The sequence below is a fragment of the Amycolatopsis sp. ATCC 39116 genome (assembly GCF_000231075.2).
Lineage (GTDB): Bacteria > Actinomycetota > Actinomycetes > Mycobacteriales > Pseudonocardiaceae > Amycolatopsis_E > Amycolatopsis_E tucumanensis.
On sequence record NZ_AFWY03000015.1, the window covers coordinates 60,681 to 76,835 of the forward strand.

The 16,155-nt window shown below is 70.4% G+C and carries 12 protein-coding genes and 1 pseudogene; 12 read left to right on the forward strand and 1 reads right to left on the reverse strand.

Features of this window, described 5'->3' with window-relative positions; all coding sequences use genetic code 11:
* The first annotated feature begins 254 nt into the window (after positions 1-254).
* The 11 genes and pseudogenes from AMY39116_RS0318030 (at position 255) to AMY39116_RS43125 (ending at position 13,894) form a co-directional block, all read left to right on the forward strand.
* Positions 255-1,937, forward strand: a complete 1,683-nt coding sequence (locus AMY39116_RS0318030; RefSeq protein ID WP_020419034.1) for a sigma-54-dependent Fis family transcriptional regulator — start codon at positions 255-257, stop codon at positions 1,935-1,937.
* Between the two features lie 117 nt (positions 1,938-2,054).
* On the forward strand, positions 2,055-3,554 hold the full coding sequence (locus tag AMY39116_RS0318035; RefSeq protein WP_027936029.1) for an aldehyde dehydrogenase family protein: 1,500 nt from the start codon (positions 2,055-2,057) through the stop codon (positions 3,552-3,554).
* Positions 3,555-3,598: 44 nt separating this feature from the next.
* A pseudogene (locus tag AMY39116_RS43120) lies at positions 3,599-4,711 on the forward strand (NDMA-dependent alcohol dehydrogenase).
* Between the two features lie 137 nt (positions 4,712-4,848).
* Positions 4,849-6,462: a thiamine pyrophosphate-binding protein gene (locus AMY39116_RS0318045; RefSeq protein WP_020419037.1), complete on the forward strand. Its 1,614-nt coding sequence runs from the start codon at positions 4,849-4,851 to the stop codon at positions 6,460-6,462.
* Between the two features lie 12 nt (positions 6,463-6,474).
* Entirely contained in the window at positions 6,475-7,269 is a 795-nt protein-coding gene (locus AMY39116_RS0318050) for a crotonase/enoyl-CoA hydratase family protein (RefSeq protein ID WP_020419038.1), read from the forward strand.
* 29 nt (positions 7,270-7,298) lie between these two features.
* Positions 7,299-8,510, forward strand: coding sequence for a CaiB/BaiF CoA-transferase family protein (locus tag AMY39116_RS0318055; RefSeq protein WP_020419039.1), 1,212 nt, complete (start codon positions 7,299-7,301; stop codon positions 8,508-8,510).
* On the forward strand, positions 8,507-9,640 hold the full coding sequence (locus AMY39116_RS0318060) for an acyl-CoA dehydrogenase family protein (protein ID WP_020419040.1): 1,134 nt from the start codon (positions 8,507-8,509) through the stop codon (positions 9,638-9,640). The genes AMY39116_RS0318055 and AMY39116_RS0318060 overlap by 4 nt, the downstream gene beginning before the upstream one ends.
* Entirely contained in the window at positions 9,637-10,602 is a 966-nt protein-coding gene (locus AMY39116_RS0318065; protein WP_020419041.1) for an acyl-CoA dehydrogenase family protein, read from the forward strand. Before AMY39116_RS0318060 ends, AMY39116_RS0318065 begins: the two co-directional genes overlap by 4 nt.
* Complete coding sequence (locus tag AMY39116_RS0318070) at positions 10,599-11,012, forward strand: cupin domain-containing protein (protein WP_020419042.1); 414 nt, start codon at positions 10,599-10,601, stop codon at positions 11,010-11,012. The genes AMY39116_RS0318065 and AMY39116_RS0318070 overlap by 4 nt, the downstream gene beginning before the upstream one ends.
* 84 nt (positions 11,013-11,096) lie before the next feature.
* Entirely contained in the window at positions 11,097-11,876 is a 780-nt protein-coding gene (locus tag AMY39116_RS0318075; protein ID WP_020419043.1) for a short-chain dehydrogenase/reductase, read from the forward strand.
* Entirely contained in the window at positions 11,855-13,894 is a 2,040-nt protein-coding gene (locus AMY39116_RS43125) for an FAD-dependent oxidoreductase (RefSeq protein ID WP_020419044.1), read from the forward strand. Before AMY39116_RS0318075 ends, AMY39116_RS43125 begins: the two co-directional genes overlap by 22 nt.
* Here the strand turns inward: AMY39116_RS43125 and AMY39116_RS0318085 are convergent.
* A complete protein-coding gene (locus AMY39116_RS0318085) occupies positions 13,845-14,603 on the reverse strand; it encodes an IclR family transcriptional regulator (RefSeq protein WP_027936030.1) in 759 nt (252 codons plus the stop codon). The two genes, AMY39116_RS43125 and AMY39116_RS0318085, sit on opposite strands and share 50 nt — an antisense overlap.
* A 194-nt stretch (positions 14,604-14,797) precedes the next feature.
* On the opposite strand from AMY39116_RS0318085, the gene AMY39116_RS0318090 reads away from it, so the two are divergent.
* Positions 14,798-16,129, forward strand: coding sequence for an MFS transporter (locus AMY39116_RS0318090; RefSeq protein WP_020419047.1), 1,332 nt, complete (start codon positions 14,798-14,800; stop codon positions 16,127-16,129).
* Positions 16,130-16,155 lie beyond the last annotated feature (26 nt).

Consider the following 16,155-nt stretch of genomic DNA (forward strand, 5'->3'; position numbering starts at 1 on the left):
GACGGACAACGCTGCTGGTGCGGCGACCTGCCGGACGCCGGGATCACCTGCTCGACAGTGGACACTTCGCACTGGAGAGCCACCTCGACCTGATCACCGGCCACATGCGCGACTCTCTCGCCCGCGTTCACCCGGGCTGGTACCGGAAACTCCGGCTGGCCGCCGGAGGAGGCAACCCGGAGGCGGCATCGGCTATCGCCGGTGCGACCACGCCCATATCGTAGGTGTGCCAGCTTCAGCGGAAGGGGGTCGACATGGGCGTCGACGGGTTCGAGGCGACCGCCGTGGCCGGCGAGCTGCCGAGCGCGGCGGAAGCCGAGATCCGGGATTCGTGGCGCCGCTCCTGGCGGTCCGGGGTACGGCCCGACCTGCCACTCGAGCGGCTCGACGCGGTGGACGTCGACCAGCGAAGCCGCCTGTTGCGGGCCGCGTTGCCCGTGCTCGACCAGGTTGCCGCCGAACTCGGCGAGACGGCCTACTTCACCGTCCTGGCCGACAGCGCCGCCCGGATCGTCCACCGGGGACGCATCAGTTCGCGCACGGCCGACATCCTCGACGACACCGGGGTCGTCCTGGGCAGGCGGTTCACCGAGGACACGACCGGCACCAACGCCATCGCCACACCGTTTGAGCTTCGCCGGGGCGTGGCGGTGCGTGGCGGCGAGCACTTCGCCCGGTCGCTGCGTGGCTACAGCTGCTACGGCTACCCGATAGTGCACCCCGCGACGCGGCGGCTCGAAGGCGTCCTCGACCTCGCCGGGCCGGCAGGTGGGGAGAACCCGCTGTTCGGCCCGTTCTTGCGGCAGGCCGTCCGGCAGATCGAAAGCGCCTTGCTGGCCGACTCCCGTGATTCCGAACGACGTCTCCTCGACGCGTTCAACCGGGCCGTGGCCAGGCGTGGCGAACGGGCGGTTCTGGCGCTCGGCGACGACGGCGTGGTGCTCGCCAACCAGCAGGCGCTGGACCACTTCGACGCCCTCGACCACGAGCGACTCCGGGAGCTGGCACATGGGCCGCGGTGGGACGGGAAGTCCCGCGAGGTGGTCTTCGAGACGGCGCACGGGATGCGGTTGCGACTGACGCTCGAACCCGTGGGCGGGCACGGAAACGTGCTGATCCGGTTCACCCCCGCCTACCGGTCGCATCCCGTGGTTCCCCGGAGGCAGGCCACCGCCCGCGACGTCCTCGACCGGGAACTGGCGAGATACCGCGCGGCGCGCCTGGCGACCTTCATCGCGGGAGAAGCCGGAACCGGGCGCACCCGGACGGCGCACAGCCTGGCATCCGGTACCGGCGCCGAGGTGGTGACCGTCGGCGGCCATGAACCGGTCGAGGGGTCCACCTGGCTCCACCGGGTCCGCAGCGCCGCCGCCTCCGGCGCGCTGGTCGTCGTCGAGGGTGTCGAACTGCTCGACGACACGGTGGTGCGGGCGCTCGGGGAGTGCGTCGCGCAGGGGATCTGGACGGCGATCACGGGGCCGCCGGTGGATCGGCTCGGTCCACGGCACCGGCACCTCGCCTTCCGGTGCCCCGGACGTCTGGAACTGCCGCCCCTGCGCGAGCGGCGCGCGGACATCCCGGCGCTGGCCCGGGCGATGCTCGCCGAGGCGACGAGCGGGTCCGCCCGGTTCACGCCCGCCGCCCTGGCGTGCCTCGCGGAGCTGGACTGGCCCGGCAACCTGCGGGAGCTCGATCACGTCGTACGCCGGGTCGCCGCCAAACGCAGCACGGGCGACATCGTCGCCGGTGACCTGCCGCGGGAATACCGCGGCGCCCCCGCCAAGGCTCGCCTTACTCCCTGGGAACGGTCCGAGCACGACGCGATCCTGGCCGCTCTCGAACGCAACCAGGGGAACAAGACCCGCGCGGCCGAGGACCTCGGCATCAGCCGCGGAACGCTGTACAACCGGATCAGGGTGCTGCGGATCCGCGTGTGAGCGTCCCGCCGGTGTGCAAAGTTTGAACGGTTCCACCGGCGCCGCCTCGGACAGCATCGTGCCTGTCCGGATGAGCACGGAACACCGTGCTCTGGCTCCAACGGCGGAGGTGGAACGATGACTGTTGTCTCCCAGCCGGTTCTCCATCCACGGGTGGACAGCTTTCTACGGGAACCGAAGAGGCTGCTGATCGGCGGTGAGTGGGTCGCGGCGGTGTCGGGCAGGACGTTCACGACGCACGATCCGGCGACCGGGCGGGTGCTCGCGGAGGTGGCCCACGGGGAGGACGCCGACGTCACGCGCGCGGTGACCGCGGCCCGGCGCGCGTTCGACGACGGGCCCTGGCGGCGCTTCACGCCCCTGGAACGGCAGCGGCTCCTGTGGCGCGTTGCTCAGGCACTGGCCGCGCGGGCCGACGAGTTCGCCCAGATCGAGGCGCTGGACAACGGAAAGTCGGTGTCGGTCGCCGAGCACGTCGACATCGCCTGGGCGGTCGAGATCCTCGAGTACTACGCGGGGTGGGCGACCAAGATCGAGGGCAGCACGCCCCAGGTGTCGATGCCGTTCGCGCCGGGCGGGGTTTTCCACGCCTACACGCTGCGTGAGCCGGTCGGCGTGGTCGGGCAGATCGTGCCCTGGAACTTTCCCCTCCTGATGGCAGTCTTCAAGATCGCGCCGGCGCTGGCCACGGGTAACACTGTCGTGCTCAAGCCCGCCGAGCAGACCCCGCTGTCGGCGCTGCTGCTCGGTGAGCTGCTTGCCGACGCGGGGCTTCCGGACGGCGTGGTGAACATCGTGACCGGGTTCGGCGACGCCGGCGCCGCGCTGGTGCGCGAGGAGCGGGTCGACAAGATCGCGTTCACCGGCTCCACCGAGGTGGGCAAGGAGATCGTCCGGGCGGCGGCGGGCAACCTCAAGCGTGTCTCGCTCGAACTCGGTGGCAAGAGCCCCAACGTGGTCTTCGCCGACGCCGACCTCGACCTGGCGGTGCCCGGCGCCGCGAACGCGATCTTCTTCAACCACGGCCAAGCCTGCACCGCGGGCTCACGCCTCTACGTCGAGGACACGATCTTCGAGGAGTTCACCGCGAAGGTCGCCGACATCGCTGCGGGTCTGCGCGTGGGGTCCGGGCTCGATCCGGCCACCGAGATCGGCCCCCTGATCTCCGCCGACCAGCGCGACAAGGTGATGGGCTACGTCGACGAGGGGCTCGCCGAGGGGGCTCGTGCCCTCTCCGGCGGCACCCGGCTCGACCGGGACGGGTTCTTCGTGGCGCCCACCGTCCTGGTCGGCGTCGGGCCGGAGTCCCGCGTGGTGCGGGAGGAGATCTTCGGTCCGGTCGTCGCGGCTCAGCCCTTCACCGCGGCCGACGGCGTCACGGCGGCCGCCAACGACACCGTCTACGGACTCGCGGCCGGGATCTGGACGCGCGATTTGTCCAAGGCGCACCGCACCGCGCGCGAGATCCGCGCGGGGTCGGTGTGGGTCAACCATTACAACGGCTTCGACACCACACTGCCGTTCGGCGGTTACAAGCAGTCCGGCTGGGGCCGCGAGCTCGGAGCCGGCGTCCTCGACCTCTACCTCGAGACCAAGGCCATCAACATCGCCCTTTGACCGGGCACACACTACTTCCGCAACGTCGCGAAAGGACATTTGAGATGAAGACGAAAGCAGCGGTGAGCCTGGGGGTGCACCGTCCGTTCGAGATCATGGAACTCGATCTGGACGGCCCCGGCTAGGGCGAGGTCCTGATCAAGAACGTGGCTGCCGGGTTGTGCCACTCGGATCTGCACCTCACCGACGGCGACATGCCGCCGCGGTACCCGATCGTCGGTGGCCACGAGGGCTCCGGCATCGTCGAGGAGGTCGGCCCCGGCGTCACCAAGGTCAAGCCCGGCGATCACGTGGTGTGCAGCTACATCCCCAACTGCGGGATCTGCCGGTACTGCGCCTCGGGCCGGTCCAACCTCTGCGACCTCGGCGCCACGATCCTCGAAGGCCGGTTCCCCGACGGATCGTTCAAGTTCCACAAGGACGGGGTGGATTACGGCAGCCTGTGCCTGCTCGGCAGCTTCGCGGAACGGTCGACCGTCTCTCAGCACTCGGTGGTGAAGATCGACGACTGGCTCCCGCTCGAGACGGCCGTGCTGGTCGGCTGTGGCGTGCCCGCCGGATGGGGGAGCGCGGTGTACAACAACGGCCTTCGTGCCGGTGACACGGTGGTGATCTTCGGCATCGGCGGGCTGGGCATCAACGCCGTGCAGGGCGCGGTCATGGCCGGGGCTCGGCACATCGTCGCCATCGACCCGGTGTCGTTCAAACGCGACACCGCACTGAAGTTCGGCGCCACGCACGCGTTCGCCACCGCGGCGGAGGCGCACGACGCGGTCCGGGAGATGACGTGGGGCCAGATGGCCGACGGCGCGCTGATCTTCGTCGGCACCCCGGACGAGAAGATCATCGCCGACGCGTTTGCCATCATCGGCAAGGGCGGCACGGTCAGCCTGGCCAGCCTCGCCGATCCGGCGAAGCTCACGGTCCACGTCTCGGGCATGGAGCTGACCCTGATGGAGAAGACCATCAAGGGGTCGCTGTTCGGCTCGTCCAACCCGCAGTACGACATCGTCCGCCTGCTGCGCCTCTACGACGAGGGCAAGCTCAAGCTGGACGAGCTCGTCACGCAGCGGTACCGCCTGGAGGAGGTCAACCAGGGGTATGAGGACCTGCGTGCGGGCAAGAACATCCGCGGCGTGATCATCCACGATTCCTGATTCGCCTGGGCAGGGGTAGGCCGGACGCCAGGGCCTACCCCTGCCCTAGTTGATACCTATATACGTAACTATCTATGCCATTGCGTATTCGCTCGGAATTTGCCAGAGTGGTGGAGCAGTGCGGCGAAAGGGACTCGATGAAGGTCTACGAGCAGGTGTCCTCGTTGCTCCGCGCGTCTGGAGTGGACACCGTCTTCGGTCTCATGGGCGACGCGAACATGTACGTCAGCAGCGCCTTCGAAAACCAGGGCGGCCAGTTCGTCCGGGTGGCGCACGAAGCAGGTGCGGTCGCGATGGCCGACGTGCACGCACGCATGAGTGGCCGTCCCGCGGTCGCCACCGTCACCCACGGGCCCGGGTTCACCAACACGCTGACCGCTCTCGTCGAAGCGGCCCGGTTCCCGTCGCCGGTACTGCTGGTCACCGGTGATCCTCCCGCGGAGGCCACGCACCTGCAGCGGCTCGACATCGGCGCTGTCTGCTCGGCGCTGGGGGTCGTCCACGAGCGGATCCACCGCCCGGACACGGTCGTCCGTGATTTCGGGCGCGTGATGCGCCGGCTGAGCACCTCGGCGGCTCCGGTGGTGCTCAACATCCCGCTGCCGGTGTCTGTGTCGGAGGCGGTGTCAGCGGGGCAGCCGCTGAAGCCGGTGTGGCTGCCCGCCGGCACGACGGTGCCGGAGAGCGCGCTCGACGGTGCGCTCGGTCTCGTGGCGTCCGCCACCCGGCCGATCGTCGTGGCCGGCCGGGGCGTCGTGGCCGCTTCGGCCGAATCCGCGGTCGCGGAACTGGCCGACCTGCTGGGGGCGCCGCTGTTCACCACGGCGCTCGGACGTGGGCTGTTCCGGGGGCATCCGCGGCACTTGGGCATCCTGGGCACGTTGGCCCATGAATGCGCCAGCGAGGTGTTGATGGACAGCGACTGCGTGCTCGCGGTCGGCGCGAGCATGAACAAGTACACGACCATGGGCGGGGAACTGGTCCAGGGCAAGCGCCTGGTTCAGATCGATCTCGATCCGGCCAAACTGGGCTGGCTCGTGCAGCCCGACGAAGGTGTCGCCGGTGACGCCGCCGCGGTCGCGGCCGCGATGACCGCCGAACTCCGCGCCGCGGGAGTATCCGGAAGCGGCTCGTGGCGAGACCGCGGCGCCGCCGCCGCGAGCGCTATGGCCGAGTGGACCCCGCAGGACCGGCGACCGGCGGACGGAACGATCGACATCCGCACGGCGAGCCTGCTCCTCAATCGCGCACTGCCCGCGGACTGCGCGATCGTCAGCGATGTCGGACGTTTTGTCGCCGGTGCCTGGCCCTACCTGGATCGCTGCGCTCCTGGCCGGTTCACCGCCATGACCGGGTTCGGCTCGATCGGTCTGGGGCTCGCCGGAGCGATCGGTGCGGCGGTGTCCGGGGTATCCGGGCTGACGGTGGCTCTCGTGGGTGACGGCGGCTTCATGATGCACGCCTCCGAACTTGCGACGGCGGTGCGGCATCGTCTGCCCCTGCTCGTGCTGGTCTTCGACGACGGCGCCTACGGGGCGGAGTACCACAAGCTCGAGACCCAGGGGTTCGATCCCCGCCACTCCTACAACGACTGGCCCGACGTGGCAGCGATCGCCGCGGGAGCAGGCGCGGACACCCACGTGGTGGAAACGCCGGAGGACATCGATGTCCTGGCCAAGCGCGTGCCCGGGCTGGAGCGCCCGCTCGTCGTGGACATCCGCCTCGACCCCACCCACCACATTCCCTTCTGAGAGGCGGTAACCGTGACCGAAGCGTTGGCGATCGGCCGCGACGGGCCGGTGCAGATCTGGACCATCAACGTTCCCGGCGCCGGCAACGCAGTCTCCGGGCAGGACTTCATCGCCGCGCTGGAGCGCGCGGTCGACGACGTCAACCAGAACACCGAAGCGTGCGCGGTGATCCTCACCGGCGCTGGGCACATCTTCTCCGCAGGCGGGAACGTGCGCGAGATGGCCGACGGCACCGGCGTGTTCGGCCTCGACCCCCTCGCGCAGCGCCACGGGTACGTCTCGGGGATCCAGCGGATCCCGCGTGCCATGGTGCGCTGCGAAGTGCCAGTGATCGCCGCAGTGAACGGCGCGGCCGTCGGGGCCGGCTGCGATCTGGCGATGATGTGCGACGTCCGGATCGCCGCCAGGTCGGCCTCGTTCGCGGAGAGCTTCGTCCAACTGGGACTGATTCCCGGGGACGGGGGAGCCTGGTTCCTTCCCCGGGTGGCCGGCGCCGGGCGAGCGGCCGAGATGACCTTCACCGGTGACCGGGTCGACGCCGCCACCGCGTTGGACTGGGGTTTGGTGAGCCGCGTCGTGGACGACGCCGAGCTGCTCCCCGCGGCCCGGGAGCTGGCGCGCCGGATCGCCCGCAACCCACCCCACGCGCTGCGGATGGCCAAGCGGCTGCTGACCGAGTCCCGCTCCGGAACCCTCGAATCGGTTCTCAACCTGGCAGCCGCGATGCAGCCGCTCGCGCACCAGGACCCGGAGCACCGTGCGCGCGTGGCGCGGTGGGGGCATCGGCGCGGCCCGGTTACGGCGTGACGACAGAACACACGAAGGGAACGGAACGCGTGACGACAGCGGAGCCGGCCGGAGCGCTGGCCGGAGTGACCATCCTGGACCTGACCACCGTCGTGATGGGGCCCTACGCGACCGCCATCCTCGGTGACCTGGGTGCCGACGTCATCAAGGTGGAGTCGCTCGACGGGGACATGACGCGGCGGATCGGTGCCCGGCGCAACCCGGGCATGAGCGCCATGACGCTGACGCTGCAACGCAACAAACGGAGCATCGCCCTGGACCTCAAGAAGCCGGAGGGCCGGGCGATCCTGGAGCAGCTCGTGCCGCTGGCCGACGTGGTGGTGACCAACCTGCGGCCCCGGTCCCGGAAACCGCTCGGGCTGACCTACGAGGCGCTGCGGGCCTTGCGGCAGGACGTGATCCTGTGTACGGCACAGGCCTACGCGGAGGACAGTCCGTGGCGGGACCACCCGGCCTACGACGACATGGTGCAGGCCGCGTCCGGTGCGGCGTCGCTGGCCGAACGAGTCGACGGAGAGCCGCGGTACGCACCGTACGTGATCGCCGACAAGGTCAGCGGACTCCACATGGTGATCGGCATCCTCGCCGCCCTGGCCCACCGCGCGGCCACCGGGAGCGGGCAGCACGTGCAAGTCCCCATGGTGGACACGATGATCCACTTCAATCTGGTGGAACACCTCGGCGGGCACGCGTTCGACCCCGCCGAGGGCGACTTCGGGTGGGGCCGGGTCCTCGTCCCGGAGCGGACTCCCTACCGCACCGCCGACGGGTACGTCTGCCTGATGCCCTATTCGGACGCCAACTGGGCCGACTTCTTCGAGGTGGCCGAACTCGGCCACCTGCGTGACGACCCGCGCTTCGCCGACGTGAACTCGCGCCACGGCAACATGAGCGAACTCCACGCCGAGATCCACGAAGTGACACCGAAGCGCACCACGCAGGAATGGCTCGACCTCTGCCGGGAACGCAACATCCCGGCCGCGGCGCTGCTCGACCTGAGCCGGGTGAACGACGATCCCTATGTCCGGGAGCAGGCGCTGCTCACGCCCGAGCAGCACCCGACCGAAGGCGCCTACTTCAGCCCCGCCCACCCGGTGCGCATGAGCGGATCGCCGGCCGTTCTCCGCCGGCACGCCCCGCGGCTGGGGGAGGACACCGCGGAGCTGCTGTCCGCCATCGGGTACAGCCGCGACGACATCGACGATCTGGTGCGGCAGGGCGTCACGGTGGTGGCGGCATGAGCCTGTCGATGCCCTCGGTCGTCGAGCCGGATCCGGCACTGGCCGGACTGCGTGCCGAGGTCCGGAACTTCCTCGCCGAGCGGCGCGAGTCCGGCGCCTTCACGCCGAGGGTCGACGCGTGGCTGACCGGGTGGTCCCGCGACTTCAGCCGCTCGCTCGCGGAGCGCGGCTGGGTCGGGATGACGATTCCGCGGACTTACGGTGGCCGCGGCCGCGGGTTCCTGGAGCGTTTCGTGGTCACCGAGGAGTTGCTGGTGGCAGGTGCGCCGGTCGCGGCGCACTGGGTCGCCGACCGGCAAGCGGCGCCGTCGCTGTTGCGCTTCGGCAGCGAGGATCAGAAGAAGTCGCTGTTGCCCGCGATCGCCGCGGCCGAATGCTCCTTCGCCATCGGCATGAGCGAACCCGACACCGGGTCCGACCTCGCCGGGGTGCGGAGCCGGGCGGTGCCGATCGACGGCGGGTGGCTGCTCAACGGCACCAAGGTGTGGACCTCGGGGGCCCACCAGGCGGATCTGATCGTGGTCCTCGCGCGGACCAGCGGATCCCACGGAGACCGGCACCGGGGGCTGTCCCAGCTGATCGTCGATCTGCGTGCGCCCGGGGTCGTGGTGCGGCCGATCGTCTCGATGAGCGGCGAGCACCACTTCAACGAGGTCGTGTTCACCGACGTGGAAGTCCCGGAGGAGAACCTGCTGGGGCAGGAGGGTGACGGCTGGCTCCAGGTGACCTCGGAACTGGGGTTCGAACGCAGCGGCCCGGAGCGGTTCCTGTCGACGGTGCCGCTGGCCGGTCTGCTCCGGCGCGCGGTGCGCGCCGGGGACGCCGACGCCGACCCCGGACTGGGGCGGATCATCGCCCGCCTGCACGGGCTGCACCACATGTCGCTGGCGGTGGCCGCGGCCCTGGAACGAGGAGAGGACGCGGATGTGCCGGCCGCGATGGTGAAGGTCCTGGGCACGACGCTGGAAGGAGATCTGGTGGAACTGGCGGACCTGTTGGCCGCGCGACGGGACGGCGAACTGGCCGCGGCCATCGCCGCCGCGGTGGTTCAGCGTCCCGGCTTCACCCTGCGCGGAGGCACGAACGAGATCCTGCGGGGCGTGATCGCGCGCGGTCTGGGGTTGCGATGAGCACGCTCCGGGACCAGGTCGACGCAGACCTCCGCTCGTTGATCGAAGCCGTTCTGCAGGCACACGACTGCGGCGACGACGCAGGCCTGTGGCGCAGGCTCGCCGAACTCGGTCTGGGGGAGCTGACCGGACGGGAGGAGCGGGGCGGCAGTGGCGCGACCTGGCGGGAAGGCGCGGAGCTGGTCAGGGCGCTCGCCCGCCGCGGCTGCGACCTGCCGGTCGGGGAGAGTGACCTGGTCGCCGGCCGGCTCCTCGACGAGGCCGGCGTTGCGGCCGCGACTCCGGCGTTGCGCGGGTGGGCGGTGGAAGACGGCGAGGAGGTGCCGGCTGCCTCGCACCCGCTGGTGGAACGGATGGTCGTTCTGCGGCGGACGACCAGCGGCTGGCGCCTGGCCGACGTTCCGGCCGGCGCAGCGCCACCGGGCGCGGCGAGATGGCACGAGGTGAGCGCGGAGACCGTCGACCGTGCTCACGCTTTGGCGGCGCTCGTGCGGGCCGTGCAGATCACCGGCGCGATGGAAGCCGTCCTGGACCTCGCCGTCGAGCACGCCCGCACGCGTGAGCAGTTCGGACGACCGGTCGGCAAGTTCCAGGCGGTACAGGGGCTGCTGGCCACGCTGGCCGCCGAGGTCGCGCTCGCCCGCTCGGCTGTGGACGCGGCCGTACTCGTAGCCGCCGCCCCCGCCACCCCGCTGGAGCAGCTGCTCGCCTCGGTGGCCGTGGCACGTTCCTGCGCTGGGCACGCGGCCGAACCGGTCGTCCGCAACGCCCATCAGGTCGTCGGTGCCATCGGTACCACACAAGAACACCCGTTGCCCGGCCTCACCAGGCGCATCCTCGGCTGGCGTTCCGCGGACGGGGGCACCCGCGCCTGGGACCGGGCGGTGTTGCAGCACAGCCTCGACGGCGTTTCGTCCAGTGCACTGGACCTGTTCCCCGAAGAAGTGGAGGAAAGATCATGACCGAAAACCGGACCCGGCAGATCCCGGAGGGCATGACCGCGCACGCGATCGCCCTCGAGGACGGCGCGGAGATCCCCGGCCGGCGCTCGTTCGCCCGGTACTTCGACCTCGGTGTCGCCGAGGCGAGTCAGGGGCTCGTCAGCACGCAGGTCACCAAGATGCGCAGCGGCATGGTCAAGGAGACCGGCTGGCACTACCACGACTGCGATTTCCAGTGGCTGTACGTCACCAAGGGCTGGCTCGAGCTGCAGTTCGAGGACGGCGAGACCCGGCGCATCGGCGAGAACGGCGTGTGCTTCATCCCCGGCGGTTACCGGCACAACGAGACGGCCACCTCCGATGACCTCGAGTTCATCGAGATCTTCATGCCGCCGAAGCCGCGGACGGTCGCGGTCGACTCGCCGCTGTGAGTTCGGCGGTCCCCGCCTCCCCGCCTCCCCGGGGCGGCGGGGACCGCCGTCTGGATCCATCCACGTGCAAGGAGGCTCGTCTTCATGGATCTCGGATACCAAGCCGGACAGTCGGTTCTCGTCACCGGCGGTTCGCGCGGCATCGGCGCGGCGACCGTGCGCGCCTTCGCCCGCGAGGGCGTCAAGCGCGTGCACGTCGCCGCCCGCGACGCCGGTTCGATCGACCGGCTCGCGGCGGAGGTGCCTGCCGCGGAGATCGTCGGTCACGTCCTGGACCTGTCGCGCTCGGCGGACCGCATCCGGTTGCGTGATGTCGCCGGCGAGGCGGACGTTCTCGTCAACAACGCGGGAGCGATCCCGCAGGGAGCGCTCGCCGGTGCGCGCTTGCCGGACTGGCAGCGGGCGTGGGACCTCAAGGTGTGGGGCTACGTCGAGCTCACGCAGCTCGCGCTGGCCGCCATGACCGAACGCGGATCGGGGGTGATCGTCAACGTCGTCGGTGTCTCCGGTGAGCGGCCGGACGCCGGGTACCTCGCCGGGTCGATGGCGAACTCGGCGCTGATGACGATGACCCGCACCGTCGGCGCCTACTCCCTGGACCACGGCGTCCGCGTCCTGGGCGTGAACCCGGGCCCTGTGGAGACCCAGCGCCTCGCGGACGCCCTCCGGGTCCGCGCCGCCACCGAGCTGGGTGACCCGGAACGGTGGCCGGAGTTCGTGGCGGGCTACCCGGCCAGGCGCATCGCGACGGCCGAGGAGGTCGCGGACACCGTGGTGTTCCTCGCGTCCCCACGGTCGTCCTACACCAGCGGGTGCATCGTCACGATCGACGGCGGGATGGCATGGCGCGGCCGGGCCCTGTAGCGGCGTCCCGGCTGTTTTCGCCGTTGCGGCTGCGCGAGCACGAGCTGCCGAACCGCATCGTCAACACACCGCACGGCACCCACCTCGCCCGCGACGGCGTCCCGACACCTGAGCAGATCGCCTACTACGAGGCGCGTGCGGCTGGCGGCGCCGGGATGATCGTGGCGGGGAACTGGGCCGTGTGGCGGCGGACCTGGACTTCGCCACTGGTCAACCTCGCCACTCATCCCAACGCGCACGACGGGCACGCCGCGCTCGCGGCTGCGGTGCACCGGCACGGTGCGGTCCTGGTCGGACAGCTGCACGACAGCGGCAGGCAGGGAAACTCGGCCTGGCACCGTGGCCCGCTGCTGGCGCCGAGCGCCATTGCGGACCCGGTGGTCGGGGAAGTGCCGAAGGAGCTCGAAACGCACGAGATCGCCGAGATGGTCCGCTCGTACGCCGAGTCCGCGGCGGCGCTGTGCAGCGCCGGCTGGGACGGCGTCGAAATCTTCGCGGCGCAGGGCTACGCGTTGTCGCAGTTCCTGTCGCCGCAGAACAACCTCCGTGACGACCGCTACGGCGGACCGGTTCGCGACCGCCTGCGGGTCGTGCTCGACGTCCTTGACGCCGTGCGGGACGCGATCGGGCCCGGGCCGCTCGTCGGCGTGCGGATCAACGCGACCGACCTGGTGGCGGGCGGGCTCGATCCCAGCGCGGCCGCGGAAGTGGCGACCGCTCTGGACGGGACCGGGTCGGTGGACTACCTCAGTGTGTCCGCGGGCAGCAACGAGAACTACCCGGCCTGGATCGCGGACATGGGACATCCGGTGGCCCCGTTCGCGGAGTACGCGGCCGCTCTGCGCGCACGGATCTCGATGCCCGTTCTGGTCGCCACCCGCATCAAGACCTTCGCGGCCGCCGAAGGGGTCCTGGCGTCGGGACAAGCGGATCTGGTCGGCATGACCCGTGCTCTCATCGCCGATCCCGATCTGCCCCGCAAGCTGCGGACCGGGCGGGAGGCCGAGGTGCGGCCGTGTATCGGCTGCAACCAGGGGTGTCTGGGCCGGATCGCTGCCGGGGGAGCCTTGTCGTGCACCGTCAACCCGCGCGCCGGCAAGGAGACCCTGCCGGTCCCGGCTGTCCGGCACCGGCGCGACGTTCTCGTCGTCGGCGGCGGTCCGGCGGGACTCCAGGCGGCGGTCACGCTCGCCGAGCGGGGGCACGCGGTCAGCCTGTGGGAGAGGGAGCCGCGGTTCGGGGGTCAACTCGCCTTGGCCGCATCGGTGCCGTCCCGGCGGGAACTGGGGTCGATCCTGGTCTGGCTCGAAGAGCGGGCGACGGCGCTCGGGGTCCGGCTGCACCGCGGACGCGAGGCCACCGCGCGGGAGATCCGCGAGCACGAGGCGGAGGTGATCGTGCTGGCGGTCGGGTCGGAGCCGGTGCGCACCGGCTACACGAGCGCGTTTCCGGCTCGGCGTGCGCTGCCCGGTCACGACCTGCCGCAGGTCTGGACCGTGCCCGAGGTCTTGTCGGGTGCGGCCGGGGTGGAGTCTCGCGTCCTCGTGCTCGACGACGATCCGCACGGCCAGGCGACGACCGCCGCCGAGTACCTGGGTGCCCGAGGTCACCAGGTCGATCTCGTGACGCGCCGCTTCGCGGCGGGAACCTGGGCGGGTCCGGTCAACGCGCACCCGTTGCACACCCGGCTGGCCGACGCCGGAGTGGAGATCACGACGCTGGCCTGGGCCGAGAGAATCGGGGACGGCTTCGTCGACCTCGCCGCCGTGTACGGTGACAGGCGATGGCGGCTCGAGGGTGTCGGCTCGGTGGTCCTCGCGACCGGCAACCGCGCCCGGACGGAGGTGTACGAGGAACTGGTCGCGTCCGGCGAACCACGGCCGTTGATCCGCATCGGCGACTGCCTGGCCCCGCGCAGGCTGGACCACGCCTTCTGGGATGCCACGACGCTCGACGTGCCCGGCGCCGTCAGCCGGCCGGGCTGTCCCACCGTGCCTGATGATCAAGCAGAACCTTGACCAGGTCGTCTCGCCGGTCGCGGATCTCGTCGGGAGGGCCGACGACGCTCACCGCCGCAACCGTCCGCCCGCCTTCCCGTACCGCCACCGCCACGCCGTCAGCCACGTCGGAGATGCCGGGCGCCGCGCACACGCCGGTCTCCTGGATCTCGTCGAGCCGGGCGAGGAAACGTTCGACTTTGGGCTCGTCCTCGGACGGCAGCGCGGACAGATACGCCCACAGGTCCCGCCGGCTGAGCCCGGCGAGGAGGACCCAGCCACTGGACGTGCGGATCAGGGCCCGCCGGATGTAGTTCTTCGCGAGGTAGTCGTAGCGCGGCTCGGAGGCGCAGCTGTCGATGTAGAAGACGTCCCGTCCGACCACAACGGACAGCAGCGTGGTCAGGCCGGTCTCCGCGTGGACCGCTTCGAGCTGGTGGTGGCCGACCCGCGTGACCATGTGCCGCCCCGCGATGAGGTTCAGCAGGTACGGGGCAGTGCCGAGGTGGTAGCGGCGCTCCCGCTCGTCGAGGTACCCGGTGGCGACCAGGCCGTTGACCAGACCTTGGATGGAGCTCACGGGTGCTTCGAGATTGCGTGCCAGCTCCGTCAACGTGAGGCCGTCGGGGTTGCGTGCGGCGAGTTCGAGTATCGCGGCGACGCGGTCGACCATGCGGTGGCGCTTCCGCCCGTTGTCCGATCGGCTGCTGGTCGAGCTTTCGCTGGCCACCGTCGAAGACCTCCTCGTGTTGATGGTCGCAGTATCGCAGCGCTACCGAGTTACGTAATTAAGTATAATCATCGCCTATTGCGTAAACAACGTGTAGGCGTGCATAGTTGGCGCGAACCCGCCCGGCGACCGTTGACTGCGCCGCGGTCCTGCCGCCCCGCTCACCGATCACCTGAATCCGGAGGTCTCCAGCGATGTCAGAGTTGTCATCCGCCAAGCCCCGAACCGCGCCCGGAACGGAGAACCGGCCACGGCCGGACCGCAGGCGCGTCGCCACCGTCGCCTTCGCGTCGTGGATCGGCGCGAGCATCGAGTGGTACGACTTCTTCATCTACGGCATGGCCGCGGCGCTGGTCTTTCCCAAGCTGTTCTTTCCCGTTCAGGACCCGCTGACGAGCACCCTGCTGTCCTTCGCGACTTTCGGAGTCGCCTTCGTCGCACGCCCGTTCGGTGGTGCTCTCTTCGGCCACATCGGCGACAAGGTGGGCCGCAAGAAGGCCCTCGTCACGGCCCTGGTGACCATGGGAGTGACGACAACGGCGATCGGCGTGCTGCCGACCTACGGTTCTGTCGGGTTCATCGCTCCGGTCCTGCTGGTACTGCTGCGTTTCATCCAGGGCATCACGGTTGGCGGGCAGCAAGGCGGAGTCATCCTGCTCGCCACGGAGAACGTGCCGCAACGCCGGCGCGGCTTCTACGGCAGCTTCGCCTCGGCCGGCGCTCCGGGTGGGGTGCTGCTCGCCAACGGCGCGTTCCTCCTGGTCACCGCGCTCTTCGCCGGCGATGCCTTCCTGACCTGGGGATGGCGGCTGCCGTTCCTGGCGAGCGTCGTGCTCGTCGCCTTCGCCGTGGTGATCCAGCTCCGCGTCGGGGAGACTGCCGAGTTCTCTTCCACTGAGGACCGTCCCGCCGGGCGTTCGCCGGTGCTGGAGGCGATCCGCCGTCACCCCCGGCAGATTCTGGTGGCGGCCGGGTGCTACCTCGCCATCAACCTCACCTACTACGTGTTCATCACCTTCGTGGTCGCCTACGCCACCAACAAGGCGATCCTGGGGCTACCGTCGAGCACCGTGCTCACCGCGGTGCTGATCGCCTCGGCTGTCGAGCTCTTCGCGCTGCCGGCGGCCGGATTGCTGTCGGACCGCTTCGGCCGGCGTGCCGTCTTCGCGGCCGGGGCTCTGCTGCTCGGGCTGTGGTCGTTCGTGTTCTGGCCCCTGGTGGACACCGGGTCCTTCGTGCTCATCACGCTCGCGCTGGTCGTCGGGCTCGGCATCCTGCACAGCCTCATGTACGGCCCGCAGGGTGCCCTGTTCTCGGAGGCCTTCTCGACGAGCGTCCGCTATTCCTCGCTGTCGCTGGGAATCCAGCTCGGATCGATGGTCGGCGGCGCGTTCGCCCCCTTCATCGCCACGGCCTTGCTGTCCGGCTTCGGGACTTCCACGGCGATCGCGATCTACATGGCACTGGGTTGCGTCATCAGCGCCGCGAGCACGGCGTTGCTGCGCACCGCCGAATCCCGGCACTGACCGGTCTCAGCCAATCTCAGGTGTTC

Excerpts from the sequence above, each read along its gene's own strand:
- AMY39116_RS0318030 (WP_020419034.1), top strand. The coding sequence starts at position 255 with ATGGGCGTCGACGGGTTCGAGGCGACCGCCGTGGCCGGCGAGCTGCCG.
- AMY39116_RS0318035 (WP_027936029.1), top strand. The coding sequence starts at position 2,055 with ATGACTGTTGTCTCCCAGCCGGTTCTCCATCCACGGGTGGACAGCTTT.
- AMY39116_RS0318045 (WP_020419037.1), top strand. The coding sequence starts at position 4,849 with ATGAAGGTCTACGAGCAGGTGTCCTCGTTGCTCCGCGCGTCTGGAGTG.
- AMY39116_RS0318060 (WP_020419040.1), top strand. The coding sequence starts at position 8,507 with ATGAGCCTGTCGATGCCCTCGGTCGTCGAGCCGGATCCGGCACTGGCC.
- AMY39116_RS0318065 (WP_020419041.1), top strand. The coding sequence starts at position 9,637 with ATGAGCACGCTCCGGGACCAGGTCGACGCAGACCTCCGCTCGTTGATC.
- AMY39116_RS0318070 (WP_020419042.1), top strand. The coding sequence starts at position 10,599 with ATGACCGAAAACCGGACCCGGCAGATCCCGGAGGGCATGACCGCGCAC.
- AMY39116_RS0318075 (WP_020419043.1), top strand. The coding sequence starts at position 11,097 with ATGGATCTCGGATACCAAGCCGGACAGTCGGTTCTCGTCACCGGCGGT.
- AMY39116_RS43125 (WP_020419044.1), top strand. The coding sequence starts at position 11,855 with ATGGCGCGGCCGGGCCCTGTAGCGGCGTCCCGGCTGTTTTCGCCGTTG.
- AMY39116_RS0318090 (WP_020419047.1), top strand. The coding sequence starts at position 14,798 with ATGTCAGAGTTGTCATCCGCCAAGCCCCGAACCGCGCCCGGAACGGAG.